The organism is uncultured Adlercreutzia sp., from assembly GCF_958431955.1.
Classification (GTDB): domain Bacteria; phylum Actinomycetota; class Coriobacteriia; order Coriobacteriales; family Eggerthellaceae; genus Adlercreutzia.
Genome location: NZ_CAUASN010000001.1, coordinates 147,737 through 164,082, shown reverse-complemented (window position 1 = coordinate 164,082; position 16,346 = coordinate 147,737). Strand labels below are relative to the sequence as shown.

Below are 16,346 nucleotides of genomic sequence, written 5' to 3'. Positions count from 1 at the left end.
GAGCGCACGCCCCTCCTCTTCCCTTCTCTTCGACATGCCTGGCAGCGAAAGGGTGGACTCGCATTGCCTACCGGGCAAAACGCCCGGCAACGCCCCAACAGAAAGGATTCTCGCTATGGCAAAAGGAGTGAAGCTCTCCGCCAAAATTGCCCTGGATGTGGTGATGTTCCTCATCCTCGTGCTCTTGTACAAGGCCAAGGTGCTTACCCTCACCTACCACGAGGTGGCCGGCATCGGCATTCTGCTCGTGTTCCTCATCCACTGCCTGTTCAACTGGCGTTGGATCGCCCACAACGCTAAAAAGCTCTTCAGCTCTGAAACGCCGGCGCGGACCAAGTTCAGCTACTGGATCTCCATCGCGCTCGTCGTGAGCTTCCTCATCATCGTCATCAGCGGCGTGTTCATCTCGAAGGTGCTCTTCAAGGAGCAGATCGAGGCATTGAACATGGACACCTCCATCTTCCGCACGCTACACCTGTTCTTCTCGGCCCTGTCGCTTATCCTGGTCGGCATCCATTTGGGTCTGTACTGGCCGATGGTGAAGGGCTTCTTCCGCAAGACGTGGAAGGTGCCAGCAGCCGTCGCCAAACCGGTGAGCTACGTGCTGCTGGCTGCCATCGTCATCTTCGGCGCCTACTCGGTACCCACGTCCGGCTTCAGCGAGTGGCTTTTGTGCCCCGTGATCCCCATTCAGCACCACGGCCATGGCGACAAGGGCGAGAAGGGCGCCGAGGAGGGCACTGCCGAGCAGAGCGACGAGGCGCGCGACGGCTCGGGCGAGCGCGAAAATGCCGAGGGCCAGGAAGGCGAGCGGACCACTGGCGAGCGCTCCGAGCGCGACAGCGCGGAGGCGGCCGCCGGCGAAGAGCGCGGTGACTCCGGCGAGACCGCGGAAGGCACCGGAGACGGCCGTGCCGAGGAGCAGGCCGCCGGCAGCGAGCGCTCTGAGCGCGGCGAGCGCGAAGGGGCCGAAAGCGCCGAGCGCAGCGATCGCGAGACCGCAGACGGTGAGCGCTCGGGCCGCGATAAAGCGGACGCCGCAGGCTCCGAGGCAGCCCAGGAAGGCGAGCGCCAGGAGCGCTCCGAGCGCGGCGAGCGCGAGGGAGCCGAGAGTGCCGATCGCGGCGAGGCCGCGGAGGGCGCCGGGGATGACCGCGCCGAGGGCCAGGCCGCCGAGGAGGCAGCCGATGAGCGCTCCGAGCGCGGCGAGCGCGAGGAGGCCGAGAGTGCCGATCGCGGCGAGGCCAGTGCCGAGGACGGCCGCAACGGCGAGCACGAAGGCGCTGCCGAGGGTGGCGACGGCGAAGGCGGCGAGAAGAAGGAGCGCTCCGGCAATCACGGCAACAACGTCGAGCTGCCCAACGTGCTCATGACCATCGCCCAGTTCACCTCGGTTATGGGCCTGTTCGCCGCCATCACCTACTACATCAACGAGGCCCTGCGCCGCCGCAAGAAGTCCCAGGCGTAGAGCTCACACCTTACCCCAGGAAAAGAAGAAGGCGAGACGCACCGTCTCGCCTTCTTTACGTTACCGTGCCGGCCGGACCGTCTGAATCTCCCAAGTTGCAAAATCTAGCGGGCGATGCTGCCCTCCACCGCATCCACCAGTTCCTGCTTGGAGTGCACGCCAGCCTTACGGTAGATATGCTTAAGATGCGTGTAGACTGTGCTCTCGGCAATGAACAGTTCGCGAGCGATGCGCTTCGCGGTCTTTCCCTCGCAGGCGAACCGCGTGATCTCCGCCTCGCGATCCGACAGGCCGTAACGCGCCCGGAATTCGGCAACGGCATCGGCGCGATGGGAGCCCAGCGAATCGACGGCGGTAGAATTCGCAACGCCTGCATCAGCTTTGCCGCCAGCGGCAGGCATGGGGGCTCCTCCGAGGGGCGCAGCCGCAGGATCCCCTGTTATCAACGAGGAGATCGTCGCGTTCGAGCCCACGGAGATAGCCAAAGCGATCCCAGAGAGCACCAAGAACAGCCAGGAGAGCTGGCCAGGAGTCTGCAATGTGGGATGGACTGCCAAGATAGCGCTCTGCACCAAATTCGGCAACCACAGCACCAGCAGCAGATACAAGGCAAGCAGCACCACGCAGCGAACGCCTCTCCCCTGCACCGCCGGTCGCAGCACAACCAGAATCCAAATGAAGAAGCACAGGAGAATCTTCGCAGCCACCACGGCGTAGTTGCCCACCGGCAGAAGACCCACCGTTTGGCAGCACGTTACGAACAGAGCCGCCAACAGGAACGCCGAGACGATGTTGAAGGATTGGGCGAGTCGCTTCACCGGAGAAATCTCGGACCTCAACAATCCCAGCACCAAAACAGCCACAGCGAACGTCGCGAACACGAACACCCACGGGCGGAAGAGGTCAAGGGGAAGCAGCGTCAGTCCGTCCAACGCCACATTCATTGCCTGCACCAGATACAGATAGATGACCGAGGGCACGAGCATGCGGCGAATGATACCCAAAGACAGCGCCCCCAAATCGGATTCGCCGAGCACCACCCCCTCGGTATCGCGCAGCGGCTTGCCCAAGTCTCCTCGCGAAGAGGTGCCCGACGAGGGGGAAAGCGCCGTGCAGGCAAGCGAAATGAGCGGCAGCAACGCGAAGGCGACGGGCGATTCCGCATGCAGAAGGGCCGCCGGGGCGGCGCCGGCGCCGAACAAAGCGAGGCCCACGGCCGCATCCACCAACGCCGTCGCGGGATCACGCCCGCGCAAGTGAGCCGTCCAATACCAGAACTGCGCTACCAAAAAGAGCGCCATCGCGCCCGTACCCAGCCCGATCATGAGCGTGGCAGCGGAAAACCCGCCGTAGGGAAACACGACGATAGCTGATCCGGCTAAGCCCACGGCACCGCCCACCAGAGCGCACGGGCGACGGTAGCGCGCACCCCGCGGCTGCAGTTCCAGAAACACCGCGCAAACGCCTGCTATCACAAGGGAGAGTCCGTAGACGAGGTACAGCGTCAGCGGCGCCAACGTACCATAGGAGTCATTGGCGAGCGAGATGGGGAAAAGTCGGGCATTGAAGAAGAACGCCCACAGCACGGCCATCGCCCCCGCGGCGCTTACGCGTTCCCTCACTTGAGACCCGATCATTCTCGTTCTTCCTCTCCCAGCAACAGGGGGATGTTGCCTTACTATTCTGAGATAAGGTTACTCTAAAGGGCATACCAAGTTTTTGGTTATTTAGGCTTTTTACCCAAATCTTCGAGATGTGCGGGAATCGCAGACGACCGTAGCATACTCCTGCGCCGCGAAACGGTGCGACCGATGACCCGACAAGGGCCTCGGACACAACGGCTCCCTTCAAGGGGCCGCTGGGGAGACAACTGCAAGGAGGAATCAATGTCAAAGCAATTTTCCCGTCGCTCGTTCCTGATGGGTTCCGGCATGCTCGGCGTGGCCGCTGCCGCCGGCGCCCTGACCGGCTGCGCGCCCACCGGCTCGGCCGATGGCGACAGCCAGAACCTGAGCGCCACCGGCGAGGCAAAGGCCGGCACGCGTTACTCGCTGTACGAGAACCCCGACGAGATCGGTATCGTGCACGATGCGGCCAACGAAGAGGACTTCGACGCCGTGTTCGTGGGCACGGGCATCGGCGGCATGATGGGCGCCATGATCTGTGCCGAGCAGATGCCTGACGCGAAGGTGCTGCTGCTCGACAAGGGCAGCATCTGCGGCGGCAACTCCAACTACGCCGAGCGCAACGCCCCCAACGAGAGCGTCAGCTGGGAAGAGGCCCTGACCGCCGCTTCGGAGACCGCAGCCGAATCCACCTACCTGAAGCGGGGTATCCTGTATGCCGAGCGTGCCGTGGACTACGGCATGAACAGCGCATGGCTGTACCTGAAGCACGGCGTGCAGTTGCACAAACCCGCCTCCAGCGCCATCGCTCGCCCCATGTACGAGGGCGGCAACGGCTCGGCGGTCATCAAGCGCCTGCAGGGTCAGCTCGACGGTGCCGAGTACGCCAACCTGGAACTGCGCCTGAACACGCGCGCCACCGCCCTGCTGCTCGACGACGAGTACACCTGCACCGGCGTGCAGATCCTGAACGCGGATGGCACCTACACCAATATCAACGCCAAGGCCGTGGTGCTGGCCACGGGCGGTATGTCCAACAACTTCGACCTGCTGCAGTACTACAGCGCCCAGGATCTTTCCAAGTGCGAGGCCATGGGTGAGAACCAGCACGGCGACGGCCACCTGATGGCCGAACAGACCGGGCATGGCCGTTGCGGCACCGTGGCCCTTTCCAGCATGTACATCCACGTGCCGGGCTTCTCCATCGACTCGCTCCTTTCCGTGGCCGCATCCATGAACGGCTCGTGCTGCTACGTGAACCAGGACGGCGAGCGCTTCATCGACGAGAGCTCTCCCTCTGACATCGCCCGCAGCAAGGCCGTCGAGCAGCAGGGTCGCGTGTTCTCCATCATCGGCACGGGTCTTCTGAACGACTACCAGGCCGGCAAGATGGCCCACATGAAGGGCCTCGTGGGCGAGGACCGCGCCAACGAGCCGTGGGACGCCGCCGACGATTTGGCCCTGGCCGAGGGCAACGACCACGTGTTCAAGGCCGACACGCTGGAGGAGCTGGCTGAGCTCATGGGCGTTCCCGCCGACACCTTCGTCGCCACGATGGACACCTACGAGGCCGACTGCGCCGCCGGCACGGGCGACTCGGTGTTCGCCAAGCCTGCCGAGCACATGATGCCCATGGGCGAGGGCCCCTTCTACGGCTTCGAGTTGAGCTCAGTTATCTTCAACACCAACAACGGCATCCGCATCAACCGCAACGCCCAGGTGGTGGACGCGGCCTTCAAGCCCGTCGAGGGCCTGTACGCCGCCGGCATCGCCGCCTCGGGCTTCAATACCGAGATCTACTACGTGGGCACCTGCCAGAGCTCCAGCGTGTGGTGCGGCAGCAAGGCGGCCCGTCACCTCATCGAGAACTGCCTGGGCGGCACCGTCGCCGACAACTGGTACGGCGATGAGATCTACACCAAGGATTCCGTCGTAGCCTACGACAACGCCTAAGGCGCTCGCCTCAACATTTCCCTCCCCTGCGGGCCTCGTCATCATGACGGGGCCCCTGCCACATGGGATGTCTCGAGACGTCTTATCGCTAGAAACACTCGATGCAGCATCCCGGAGCACAGAAAGGCCCCGGAATCCGGGGCCTTTCCCATTTGATGGCTCTTAGCGGCGCTTGATGCAGGAGGTCGTTCCTCGCAGCGGGCACTGCCGGCAGTTGTGGTCGCAGGCCGGAGCCGCATCATCGGCCCCCAGGGGCTCTCCCTCCAGCGTCGCGAACTGCTGCGAGCGGTGCTTCATGCGAGGGTCCCCGCCGTTCTGGCCGCCGCCGCGAGCGCCGCGACCGCGGCGACCCGGGCCGCCCTCGGAACGATGCCCACGCCCGCTGTGTCCGCGACGGCCCGACTCTTCCTCGGAATGCTGTTCTCCATCGCGAGCGCAACGACGCCCTTTCTCGCCACGATCGTCATGACCGTGGCACCCGCCGTGGTCATGCCGCCCTCCGCGATGGCGAGGACCCTGTCCCATGCGCTCGCTCACCGCCTCCTCCAGCGTATCCGTCACCCGGGCGAGGAGGGCGTCGAGTTGCTTCTTCTCCTCATCGGTCAGGCAGTTGAATAGCGCGAGCTCGGACTGCCCGCTCTCGTCGGGCTCCATCTCATCGGCGGCCGCCCGTCCCTCATCGGTGAGACGCACGATCTGCCTGCGGCGGTCTTCGGTGTCCTGCTCGCGCTCCACAAGGCCCTTGGCCTCAAGTTTGGCCAGCAGCTCAGCGAGCGACTGCTGGCGCATGTCCAGCAGCACCGTGAGATCCTTCTGGCTGATCTCGGGCACCAAAGCCAGGGCGCGCAGTACGCGGCCCTGCCCCCGAGCGCCGTCGCGGCCGCGGGAGAGGCGTCCGCCCTCTTCCATCCGCATGTAGCGGCCGGCCAGCATCTGCACCCGCTCCAGGCGATGCCAGAGGCGGTGGTCGAGAGAATCAATGTCCTCGAAGTTCGGAATTGGTTTCAAAGTATGGTGGGTATTCATATAAGGCACTTCCTTATCTACTTGTCACGAAAGCGATGGCTGCGATGGTCGTTTCCGCTCCCTGCACGTCCGACCATCCCATCGACACGATGACATAATACACAGGTACCTGTGTTATAGGGAGCCCCTCACATCACTCCTGACAGTTTCTCCATATTAACAGGTACCTGTGTATTAATGACACGCCGTTTTGTAGGCCAGGAAGGCAGCTCAGCTGTCGTTGCGGCGCTCGCGCTCGGAGATGATGAGCAAAAGCTCGCTTCGCGTGGTTGCCCCCAACTTCGCGTACAAGTTGCGAATATGGGTGCGTACCGTATAGTAGGAGATGACGAGCCCATCAGCGATTTCCTCAGTGGTCTGTCCCTGGGCCAAGAGCCCGAATATCTCAGCCTCACGCGGCGTGAGGGCGCACTCCTCGGCAAGCTGCGCTACGATTTCCTCCAATGACAAGCGCGGCGCTGGGGGCACAGCTGCAGACGCCCCCTCTTCCGCGCCACGGCCACCCTCCGCTCGACGACGGCCTCGGCCCGTCAAAGTGAGATAGGGAAAATTGCGCACCGAGAAGCCGAAGGTGCAGAACACCGCCACCACGCAGCCGGCGGCGATAGAAAGATAGAGTCGGTCGCGCCCCAGCTCGGCATAACAGTGCGAGCCGATAACCCACCCCGCGGCCATGCAGAGCGCCCCTACCCCGAACACGAGCGCAAAAGCACGCACCGGATCTACCTCCCCCACATGGCCGACGAAAGCCGTCAGCGACCAGAACACGGTAAATAACCCCAGATAGGTCATGACGTTTAAGGCCGCGAACGCGGAGTCGTCGGTCAGAAGGGGCTGCAGCACCAGCTTCAGCACCATAAGCACAATAGCCGCCTGATAGAGTATCTTCAGAATCTTGAAGGTACGCACCGATCCATCCGTCAGAAGAATCCAGGCTATCACCCCGAGCACCAGCGAGAAGCCAACCCAGCCCTCGTCAATACCCAAGGCAAAGTCCTTCGCCGGCTCGAAACTCTGGGTGAACGAAGCAGCGAAGGCAAAGACCCCGAAGGCGACGATCATCTGCACGAAACCTCGTGCGTAACGCGTATGGCCCCCTTCAGAAGAGACAAGGCCGGCGCTAATGGCGGGGTTACGAGGCACGCGGCCGAAAGCCGTCGCACCCTGGCCTTCTTCCTGCTTCGACGCATCTGACGATGAGGATCGAGGAGCGGCGTGCGCCTGAATGTCGGCGCGCTCCCACAGGCAGACCGCCGAAATGACGGGAAGCAACGAAAACGCCATGTCAGAGTAGGGATAGTCGAGACTCGACACGGCAAAGAAGGCGAAGAATGCCGCTCCGAACGAAAAGCAGAAACCGAGCAGCGCTTGGACAGGAGCAAGCCTGCTCGCCCGCGTGCCGAAACCGAGGAACAGCAACGCCGTACTCGCACCCATCACAAAGCATAAACCGCGCACGATCCACCGAAGCGCCTGGTCGGAAAGGCCGCCCGAACCGAGATGCAAGACAACGCACGCGCTGCTGGCCATACAGGCGAACAGACCGGCCACCATCACGCCGCCTAAAGGCATGCGCCGTCGTATGGCGGGAATCCACCCCACCAAAACGGCGAAGATCACAAAGGCCACCAGAAGGGCGGCCACCGCCACCGGCTCGGTGCGCCCGCTGCGAAAGCAGGGATATCCCTCATAGAGGCCAAGCCACATCCATGCCTCGAGAAATCCAAAGCCTACGATCTGAAGTATGAGAGGCAGCGGCGGCAGGGGCGGCAGCCGGCGATCATCATCGCGAAGTGCCTGGTTTTGCTCCGCCTTTTCCGCCTCTATCTCCTTTACCGCTTCTGCAGCTGACCTGCTGCGCCGCCCATCCCCGTTCTTGCCCACCATGAAATGCATGCGCCGCTGCGCCCCCATAGCCCTCACCTGATTAGACTCGTTGGCGACCGCTGAGACCTCGGCCGTCTTCCTACATTGTCCCTATATCAGTATAATCATTTACCCCCCTCACGTACCTGCGGGCTCTTCATCGAGATCAGATGCTGGCGCACGGTCCTCGTTAAGAGCAGCTTCCCCGTCCTTTTTCGGCATAAGCGGAAACGAGATGGCCCCTTCCGGACATGCCTCGGCGCAGGCGCCGCAACGCGTGCACTCGTGAAGGGCCACCAAGCCCTTATCGCTATGAGGGTCGATGTGCTCAGGACAGCTCACAGCGCACACACCGCAGGTATCACCTTTGTGGCTACGCAGGCACTTCGCTGTATCTATCTGCGGACGCAGCGTGCGATTCGCCCGCGATATGAGCGAGAGCAATGCGCCGACGGGGCAGATCTTGGCGCACCATTTGCGCAGGAAAACCACCTCGAGAACGAGAATTGCAGCGAAAAGCACCAGGCTCCAGCTCGGCTCGTTGAATCCCACCAAGCGGATAAGACCCAGCATGATGGCGAAGGTGAGGCCGATAGGGCACACCAGGCAGAATACGGGAAAGCCAAAGATGGCCGCCGATCCGAGCGCGCCGCAAAGCACAATATGGCGCGAGTCGATGCCGGCTTTCGAACGGGAGGGGCAGCCACCCTGCTCGTGGCAAGCGCGGGCCGCCTGTCCGGCGGCTGCGCGCTCGGCATCATCGGCCTCGCGCCGCTTCTTCGTCTTGAAAAAACCCACGACAGGAGGCACCGGACAGACCCAAGCGCAAAACGCCCGGCCCACCAAAAGCACTATGGCCACCACCGCTGCCAAGGCAATAATCAAGCGGGGAACGAAAGCCCACGTGCCGAAAAGGGACTCCAACGCTCCAAGAGGGCAAATGGCGGCAATAGTATCGAAGCCGAAACTCGAAAGTGTGCCCGTGCCCGTATTGAACAGCAGTCCTATTACCACAAGGAGAAAAACGAGCCCCAATGTACACTTGCGCAGAAAGCTCGGCGTGAGCTTTTTCCCTTCGTATTTCTTAGCCACGGCGTTCCCCTTCCCACGGCTCGACGTTAATCCCCCGGCGCTTCGAGCCGGTATAGGCCCGATAGGAGTTCGTGGGGCACACCTCTTCGCATACTCCGCATCCCCAGCACGCCTCTTCATCGAGCACGAGACGGTTGTCCTCGGTACGGGAGAGCGCCCCAGCCGGGCACAGCTCGACGCACTCGTATTTGCACTGAGCAGATATGCCATAGGCCTCGCACAAGTCGAAGTCGATGACGGCCATGCCTATCTTGTCCGTCTCGGTATTGAACGCTCCCAGTGCGCCAGTAGGACACACGCGAGCGCAGAGATAGGCGCCGTCGCACGTGGTGCACGATCCCAAATGGAAGTTCATCTTGGGAGTGCGCACGTTCACCAGACCATCCTCAACCGTCGCCACATCAATGGCGTTGGTGGGACATACGCTTCGACAGCGATCGCATCGTATGCAAGCTCCTAGCAAGCGATCCTCGTCCTGACCACCAGGGGGTCGCAAGAGACTCTCTTCCCCCGCGAAGGCCGTGCCTACCCCGCCTACCGCCGCCAAGGCGACAACCCCGGCAGCTCCAATGGCAAGCTGGCGGCGCGTCAAGCCGCTTCGAGGAGCACCGCTGTCGGCTCCCTGAACGTGTTCCATAGATCCCTCCTCTCGAAACGAGCAGGTGCCCCTTCCTCAGAAAGGGCACCTGCAGGACGCATCTTCTAGGCTGCCCGCAGCTCTTCAACCGCCTCAACCTGCTGCCTGATGGTGGCAGCCTCGCTGTCTAGGAAACCCTTGGTCATCCGCACCACCCCGCGATAGAACCGCGAGCGCACCAACTCGGCGCTCAGGTTGAAGAAACGGTCCGTCCAGGTGAGCATCTGCTGGGAGAGGAAGGCCTGCTGCTCATCGAGAAGCTCCGCCGCCTCGCGCGAACGTCCGGCCTCCAGGGCGTCGGCAGCACGCTCGCCGAGGACAGCCATGAACTCGCACTCGAAGGAGAGGTGGTCCTCCGGGAGGTCGACTCCGTCGGCGAGCTTCACCCGATGGCGCTTATACGTGGCGCGGGCCCGATTGCGCGGCTCGCCCATAATCTGCCCCTTGTCGGAGATGAACAACGAGGCATAGGGCTGGCACGCGAGGCCCTTGTACGTTGCGCCTCCCATGAAGCTGCGGGTAAAGTCGGCGTTCAGCTCCTCGCGGGTGCCCGTGTGGCGCCGACGCAGATGACGGTACATGTCGTTGAAGCCAGCCGCCATAAGCGGCGCATCCTCGCAATGGGAGAGCTCTTCCAGCTCGTCGATGTCGATGGCATCAAGCTCGTCCTGCGAAAACGGCCAGTAGTACAGGCGGTAGAGCAGCCGGTAGATGCGGGAACGCCCCCGGAGCTCCTCGATCAACACCTCACGCTCGTTTCGGCCATCATCTTGAGTTCCATCGATGGCATCTTCAGCGACCGCAACGTTCTCATAGCTCGTCATGACCGCCCTCCTCTCCTTGTCAAAGCCCCTTGCTAAAACATCCAGGTCCGCGTCGTCATGGCCACTTCGAACAGGTCCAGATAGCCGGTCGACGCAGCCCACATGAGCATGCGCAGACCCACTCCGGCCGCCACGGCGCACACCAGGGCCACAACCGCTATACCCACGCTCGTCTCTACGCCGGGGCGCACGAGCACAATGGCGCAGCCAAGAGCCGCCAGGGCGCCGGCAATGGCCACGATGGCGAATGTAGGCGCCTCTCCTTCGAGAGCACCCTGAGACCCCAGGTAGATGACATAAGCCGCGACGGTAATGAGCGACAGGAGCGCACCCACGAGAATCCAGACGCGCAGCCCGCAGATAACCTCAGCGGGCTCTCCCATAGCGCGCTGAATCGTCGCGAACAAAAGGGCACCCGCGCCAAAGGCAGTTCCGAGGTAGGCCAGCGGCAGAAGCTCGGTATTCCACAGCGGGCGCCCATCCATCACGTAGCCATGGCCGCAGAAGAAGGCGAGCAGCACGCCGGCGATAATGCACAGCACAGCTACCACCTTGCGCGCCGTCTCCGACGTATCGCGCTTAAGCATAATGGCGTAGATAAGCGCCACGATGCAGGTCGTGCCGAGCAGCACCAGCTCAATGGAGATACCCGAGAAGCTGAGAATGTTGGTGACAGCCGCCATCACGTTCTCGACTACTGCCAAATGCAGCATGGAACAGCATCCGCCTATCACCATGCACGCAATGGCGATAACGGTCGTCACGAAACGCGGGTTGTCGCCGCCTTTTCCCAAAATACCCGAGAGCGCAGCACTTGCCAGGGCAAAGCCACCCAAGCCGGCAAGGAACGAGAACAGGACCAAGGGCCATTGGACTTCAAACATGTTAGATCAGCTCCTTCCAGGTAGCGATCTCCGGAGACAAGATATAGCGCGTCGTCGGCTTGGAGTTGTGGGGATCGGGCAGCGAGTGGATGCAGTCGTCGCTGTACTTGGCTAGCTCCTCGGACACCCGGCTCGTGGGATCGTCCAAATCGCCGAAGAGACGACCACCCGTGGGGCAGTTGTGCACGCAAGGGGGCTCACCCTCGCCAGTGGCTGTCAGCTGGCTGCACAACGTGCACTTCTGGGCCACGCCCGTTGCCTCATTCACCGAGCGCACGCCATAGGGGCACGCCATGATGCAGTACTGGCAGCCGATGCACGCGCCTTTGTCCACCAGCACGACATTGGTGTCCGGATCACGGTAGGAGGCACCTGTGGGGCACACGGCCACGCATTGCGGATTCTCGCACTGCTGGCACTGAACGGGGAGCCAGTATTGCTCCACATCGGGAAATTCGCCGAAAGGACCCACCGAGATAACCCGACTGAAGAATTCTCCCAAGGGCAGCCCGTTCTCGAACTTGCAGGTGGTGATGCAGCTATCGCACCCCGAGCATCGATCCAAATTGATAACGAGAGTGTTGCGCATATTAATACACCTCCGGGGTGACAGGCTCGTTCAGAAGCGTCGGCATGAACGGCTCAAACTCCTTGGGCTCGACCCAGACACGATCGGGACGCTCACCCGGCTCGATTTTCACCTGGTAGGCACGGTAAGTCGCCGATCCGAACACGTCGCCCAAGGTACCGTCATAGGTCAGGCAGGATACGCCGCACTCCTGCCAGCCGCCCGTAACCGAATCCTGGGTGCTATCGAAGCACTCGGGGTTCCAGAAGCGCTCCATCTTCACCACGCCGGGATGGATGCCGGCAAAGCAGTTCGCCTTCGCGTTAATGGAAGCGCGACGCGAGGTGACCTTCACCCAGTCGCCATGCTCGATGCCGTACTGAGCTGCCGTGTCCGGATGCACGAGAATCTCAGGCGCCGGATACAGCTCGCGAATGAACGGAGCGTGGCGCACGGTGCCATGGTGGAAGTAATGCACGCGGCCGTTGGTCATGACGAGCGGGTACTCAGTGTCGTCGAAGGGATTCTCGGCCTGCTCCTTGTGCACGGTAATCGGCGAGTAATCCTGGGGAGCCGCTTCCATTTCGAACGGATACAGGAACGGCCAGCCGGTGCGCCCCATCTTCACGAGGAACGAGGCGTACGGCTCGCACTTGCGCGATTCGGTGCCGAAGCCCACAGGCAGACCATCCTCGGCGATATCCAGGTGCTGGTAGTACTGCCAGAAATCTTCCGGCTCCACAACCTGGGGCAGATACTTGTCGTAGTTGTCGATAAGATCCTGCCAGTTCTCGGCATGATAGCGGTTGACCGCCCAATCATCCTTCTTGGCCGCGCTGTCGGTATAGCATTCGGCCACATCAACGAGGAAGTCGGGATCGAACACCTTGTCGCGGCCGCCGAGGATCTCGCAAACACGATCGACGATGAGGGCTGCCGGCATCTCAGGCGGCAGCGTCTCGCCCAAATGGATGCAGGACTGGGCCACAAAGGTCTTGTTGAGCTGGGCGGTGCGGGTGCGTCCCTGGTTATACTCGAGCCATTCGTTGGTGGGCAGGAACAGGTCGGTGAACTCGATGTCGAACGAGGTCATATTGGCGTACTGATGCACAATGAAGTCCTGATCGGCCATGGCCTCCACCCACTTATAGGGCTCGCCGATGTTAGAGAGCAGGTTGCCCGACACGTAGTACATGCACTTCAGTGGATAGGGCTCGCCGGTCAGAATGGCATCGCGGGCACAGGAGTTGGCGCTCTGGTTCCACCAGTTGGCACCCTTGTGCTCCACAGAACCGCAACGATCCATAATGCTCTGGGCCACATGGGCCTGCATGGCATCGGCGTCGAGACCCTTGGCGCGCAGCTTGTCCTTCTGCTCCTCCAGCCACTCGTCATTCTTGCGCTTCGTCCAGCCGAGCGTCCAGCCCAGGCCGTAGCGGTTGTGCGAATCCTGGTACTCAACAGGCTTGAAATTGTAGGGGCCGGTTGCACGCGTTGTGGTGCGGCTGTTCGGCCCCGTCTTGGTCACCGTAGTGCCCGGCTTGTAGATATGGCCGGTCATGCACTCCATGGCCATGGTGCCCACCGGAGCCGCGGCTGAGCATTCCTGCTGGTCGGACCACACACCGTGGGAAATGCCAGCCTTCTCGGTCGTGGCGTACAGGCGCACAGCCTCCTCGATCTTAACGGGATCGAGCCAGCACACCTCGCCGGCTTTCTCCAGCGTCCACTCGTCGGCGCCTTCCTTCCAAATCTGGAAGCCGGTCTTCGCCTCGACGCCGTTCACGTCCACCGTGGCGAACAGCTCCGGATCCACCGGGCAATCTTCGGGGGCGGTGTAGGGGAAGGGCTGAATGGAGTTGGTCTTCTTGTCGAAGCACACGTACGCCGGAGTCTCGAACACATCGTTGGGATCAAGGGCCGGGTTCACGTAATCGGGCCAAATGTCGTTGGCCTCATAGGGCAGCTTCGTCTCGGGGTTGATGAGGAACGGCAAGTTCGTCCAGTACTTGCAGAATTCCTCGTCGTACAGGTTGTTCTCAATGATGTAGCGAATCCACGACAAAATGAGCGCGGTGTCAGAGCCGGGGCGCACGGGCAGCCAAATGGTGGCCTTCGTGGCGTCGGCCGTGAACACCGGGTCGATGACGATGGTCTTCAGGCCGCGGTCAACGCGAGCGTCGGCCATGCCGTGGCCCGCCTGGGCGGTCTGGGAGGTCGTAGGCTGCGTGCCCCACATAACGAACAGCTCCATCTGGGGATCATGATCGTTGAAGGGCTCGGGCACCTCGCAGTCGGCGATGGAGATGGAGTCCACGTTGAACATCATGTTCGCAATGCAGCAGCGCGGCATGGCGCACTGGATGGCGCCGGGCGAGACCTGGGTGGTTCCGCCGAACACATAGGGCCATGCGGCCGACACCGCCGACACGTAGTTGCCGCCGCCACCGGCAGCAGCCCATAGCGCATAGGGACCGTACTTTTCCTGAGTAGCCGCGATGTGCTGCGCAGCCAGGTCGATAGCCTCGTCCCAGCTGATGACTTCCCATTCGTTTGACGTGCCCTTCTCGCCGACACGCTTCATAGGATGCAGCACATGGCGAGGGCTGTAGCAGGTATGCAGCTGCGACTGGCCCTTCAGACACATAGATCCCTTGTTGACCGGAGCCTCCGGGTCGCCTTCCAGCTTCACGACCACGCCGTCTTCCATATAGGCAATGGCAATGCACGACTTCGTGCAACCGTGGCAAATCGTGCGCACCATTTTGCGCTCGGTGCCGCTTGCGGCATAGGCCTCGTCGGCCTCAACCAGCGAACCGCATGTCACGCCACCCAAAGCGGCCACTGCCGCCGTCATGGCAGACGCTTTGACGAATCCTCGTCTCGACAGAGTTGCCTTGTTCGACATTCTCTCCCCTTTCCTGGTTTCTTCTCTTTCGCGGTCTAAGACCTGCCCCTAGACCAGACTTCCCTTCTCGATTAATGTGCCAAGCAGGGCCTCCCCTTCCCGTGTGATGTTCCAACGGCCTTCGCTCCACACAAGACCGCCGGCTTTCTCCATGTTGTTCACGAATACGCTCGGCTTGAGCGCCACGTGCTTTTCCGTACCGATCGTGGCAATGCCCGAGAAATCGCGGCCAGCGAAGAGCTTCTCTATTTCCGCGTAATTGCAGGGACGCGCCTTCACTTGGCTGAGCAGGTCTCGATAGATAGACCCGCGATCGGGAAATTTCTCCAACAGGTTGCGCAATCGGCGTTCGGGCGCATGCTCCTCGGCGATAGCGCGCCCCGCCTCTGTGGTCTCGAGCACGAAGCAGGACACCAGGTCGTCTACCTCGTCCTCAGTCAGATCCTCCACTTCGGCAAGCCCAATTTCACGCCCTTCGGCATCCAAGCTGATGCGCCGTAAACCACCGGCTTCGACGAGCGTTTTGATGAACTGGTAGGGACTTTGACTTGCCAGCGGAAACTCGGGGAATGCCTCAATGGCACGCTCCACCTCGGAGAACTCGCGACGATCGCGGCAAAACTCGAGGGTCCGGCGGAAAATCTCCTGCCGATTCAAGCGCCCGCTCATCAACTTCGCAAGAGACTCACGAGTCTGATCAGCAGGAACATCCAGAGAGAGGAGACCGAAGCCGGGCAGCTGCGACGAGGCATCGAAGCCGCCAACCGAAAGGAGGGAGGACTGCACGTTATCGTGCACGACTTCGGTCTCACAGGGAATAGCGAAGTGGCGCCTGTTCTTTGCCGCGAGGGCACCCCAGAAGCTCTCGAACTCCTCCGCCTCAAGCTTGGAAGCGTTAATGCCTTCGTAGAACGTCGTACCCGTCAAATCGATATCGACGTCGGCAGCTGCATCGAGATCTTTCTTCTTGCGACGCGGCTGAGCGCACAACTCAGTCATAGGATCTCCTCCCTTTCGCTATGAATGCCAGCTCAAGACAAGGCTGGCGCGAACCCCCTTGAGAAGCGACAGCCTCGAAGGACTGGCCGCTGTCTCGCTTTCGAGTATGGGGGTGCGAAAAGAGGTTTTGAATCGCTCAAAATAAGTAAATCGATTCGAGAAGACCCTCTAGTCCGTTTGAAGTATAAATAAGATTATGCCTGGTAAAACCGTTATTTTGCTTTCACCGAAGAAAAGCTGTCAACAAGAACGGAGAAGAGGACCGCTCTCCTCCCCGTTTTCATTCCAGGAACATCCGACAAGGTGTCAGCCTCTGCTGGCCTATGACGCTGTGTATTCTAAGCGGCCACGAGATGCACCGCATGAGTCGGGCACACATCCTCGCAAATATGGCAATCGATGCAATTTTCAGGCTCAATCACATGAGCTTTGTCATCGGGTTCTCCCAAGAAGTCGTCGACTTGGAGCAATCGGACATTTTTGCGTTCCTCGACCG

General features: G+C 61.6%; 13 protein-coding genes. 2 read left to right on the top strand and 11 right to left on the bottom strand.

The window, feature by feature from the left end:
* Window positions 1-115: 115 nt before the first annotated feature.
* Window positions 116-1,468 (top strand): DUF4405 domain-containing protein, encoded by a 1,353-nt coding sequence (locus Q5064_RS00640; RefSeq protein WP_302961375.1) that lies wholly within the window; start codon window positions 116-118, stop codon window positions 1,466-1,468.
* Window positions 1,469-1,572: 104 nt separating this feature from the next.
* Here the strand turns inward: Q5064_RS00640 and Q5064_RS00635 are convergent, their stop codons facing one another.
* Window positions 1,573-3,105 (bottom strand): helix-turn-helix transcriptional regulator, encoded by a 1,533-nt coding sequence (locus tag Q5064_RS00635; RefSeq protein ID WP_302961373.1) that lies wholly within the window; start codon window positions 3,103-3,105, stop codon window positions 1,573-1,575.
* A 249-nt stretch (window positions 3,106-3,354) separates the two neighbouring features.
* On the opposite strand from Q5064_RS00635, the gene Q5064_RS00630 reads away from it, so the two are divergent.
* On the top strand, window positions 3,355-5,046 hold the full coding sequence (locus Q5064_RS00630) for an FAD-binding protein (protein WP_302961372.1): 1,692 nt from the start codon (window positions 3,355-3,357) through the stop codon (window positions 5,044-5,046).
* A 162-nt stretch (window positions 5,047-5,208) separates the two neighbouring features.
* On the opposite strand, the gene Q5064_RS00625 is transcribed toward Q5064_RS00630, so the two are convergent.
* The 10 genes from Q5064_RS00625 to Q5064_RS11345 form a co-directional block, all read right to left on the bottom strand.
* Window positions 5,209-6,072: a MarR family winged helix-turn-helix transcriptional regulator gene (locus Q5064_RS00625; protein ID WP_302961370.1), complete on the bottom strand. Its 864-nt coding sequence runs from the start codon at window positions 6,070-6,072 to the stop codon at window positions 5,209-5,211.
* A gap of 210 nt (window positions 6,073-6,282) precedes the next feature.
* Window positions 6,283-7,986, bottom strand: a complete 1,704-nt coding sequence (locus Q5064_RS00620) for a helix-turn-helix transcriptional regulator (protein WP_302961368.1) — start codon at window positions 7,984-7,986, stop codon at window positions 6,283-6,285.
* A gap of 90 nt (window positions 7,987-8,076) precedes the next feature.
* Window positions 8,077-9,030: a 4Fe-4S binding protein gene (locus tag Q5064_RS00615; RefSeq protein ID WP_302961366.1), complete on the bottom strand. Its 954-nt coding sequence runs from the start codon at window positions 9,028-9,030 to the stop codon at window positions 8,077-8,079.
* A complete protein-coding gene (locus Q5064_RS00610) occupies window positions 9,023-9,667 on the bottom strand; it encodes a 4Fe-4S dicluster domain-containing protein (RefSeq protein WP_302961364.1) in 645 nt (214 codons plus the stop codon). The genes Q5064_RS00615 and Q5064_RS00610 overlap by 8 nt, the downstream gene beginning before the upstream one ends.
* A gap of 65 nt (window positions 9,668-9,732) precedes the next feature.
* A complete protein-coding gene (locus tag Q5064_RS00605) occupies window positions 9,733-10,491 on the bottom strand; it encodes a molecular chaperone (RefSeq protein WP_302961362.1) in 759 nt (252 codons plus the stop codon).
* 32 nt (window positions 10,492-10,523) lie between these two features.
* A complete protein-coding gene (locus tag Q5064_RS00600) occupies window positions 10,524-11,375 on the bottom strand; it encodes a DmsC/YnfH family molybdoenzyme membrane anchor subunit (RefSeq protein WP_302961361.1) in 852 nt (283 codons plus the stop codon).
* A 1-nt stretch (window position 11,376) separates the two neighbouring features.
* Window positions 11,377-11,964 carry a 4Fe-4S dicluster domain-containing protein gene (locus Q5064_RS00595; protein ID WP_302961359.1) on the bottom strand — a complete coding sequence of 196 codons (588 nt, stop codon included), beginning with the start codon at window positions 11,962-11,964 and terminating at the stop codon, window positions 11,377-11,379.
* 1 nt (window position 11,965) lies between these two features.
* Entirely contained in the window at window positions 11,966-14,851 is a 2,886-nt protein-coding gene (locus tag Q5064_RS00590; protein ID WP_302961357.1) for a molybdopterin-dependent oxidoreductase, read from the bottom strand.
* Window positions 14,852-14,899: 48 nt separating this feature from the next.
* Window positions 14,900-15,850 carry a hypothetical protein gene (locus Q5064_RS00585; RefSeq protein ID WP_302961355.1) on the bottom strand — a complete coding sequence of 317 codons (951 nt, stop codon included), beginning with the start codon at window positions 15,848-15,850 and terminating at the stop codon, window positions 14,900-14,902.
* A 338-nt stretch (window positions 15,851-16,188) separates the two neighbouring features.
* Complete coding sequence (locus Q5064_RS11345) at window positions 16,189-16,299, bottom strand: 4Fe-4S binding protein (RefSeq protein WP_368389087.1); 111 nt, start codon at window positions 16,297-16,299, stop codon at window positions 16,189-16,191.
* Window positions 16,300-16,346 lie beyond the last annotated feature (47 nt).

Excerpts from the sequence above, each read along its gene's own strand:
- Q5064_RS00635 (WP_302961373.1), bottom strand. The coding sequence starts at position 3,105 with ATGATCGGGTCTCAAGTGAGGGAACGCGTAAGCGCCGCGGGGGCGATG.
- Q5064_RS00605 (WP_302961362.1), bottom strand. The coding sequence starts at position 10,491 with ATGACGAGCTATGAGAACGTTGCGGTCGCTGAAGATGCCATCGATGGA.
- Q5064_RS00610 (WP_302961364.1), bottom strand. The coding sequence starts at position 9,667 with ATGGAACACGTTCAGGGAGCCGACAGCGGTGCTCCTCGAAGCGGCTTG.
- Q5064_RS00585 (WP_302961355.1), bottom strand. The coding sequence starts at position 15,850 with ATGACTGAGTTGTGCGCTCAGCCGCGTCGCAAGAAGAAAGATCTCGAT.
- Q5064_RS00595 (WP_302961359.1), bottom strand. The coding sequence starts at position 11,964 with ATGCGCAACACTCTCGTTATCAATTTGGATCGATGCTCGGGGTGCGAT.
- Q5064_RS00625 (WP_302961370.1), bottom strand. The coding sequence starts at position 6,072 with ATGAATACCCACCATACTTTGAAACCAATTCCGAACTTCGAGGACATT.
- Q5064_RS00630 (WP_302961372.1), top strand. The coding sequence starts at position 3,355 with ATGTCAAAGCAATTTTCCCGTCGCTCGTTCCTGATGGGTTCCGGCATG.
- Q5064_RS00640 (WP_302961375.1), top strand. The coding sequence starts at position 116 with ATGGCAAAAGGAGTGAAGCTCTCCGCCAAAATTGCCCTGGATGTGGTG.
- Q5064_RS00600 (WP_302961361.1), bottom strand. The coding sequence starts at position 11,375 with ATGTTTGAAGTCCAATGGCCCTTGGTCCTGTTCTCGTTCCTTGCCGGC.
- Q5064_RS00620 (WP_302961368.1), bottom strand. The coding sequence starts at position 7,986 with ATGGGGGCGCAGCGGCGCATGCATTTCATGGTGGGCAAGAACGGGGAT.
- Q5064_RS00590 (WP_302961357.1), bottom strand. The coding sequence starts at position 14,851 with ATGTCGAACAAGGCAACTCTGTCGAGACGAGGATTCGTCAAAGCGTCT.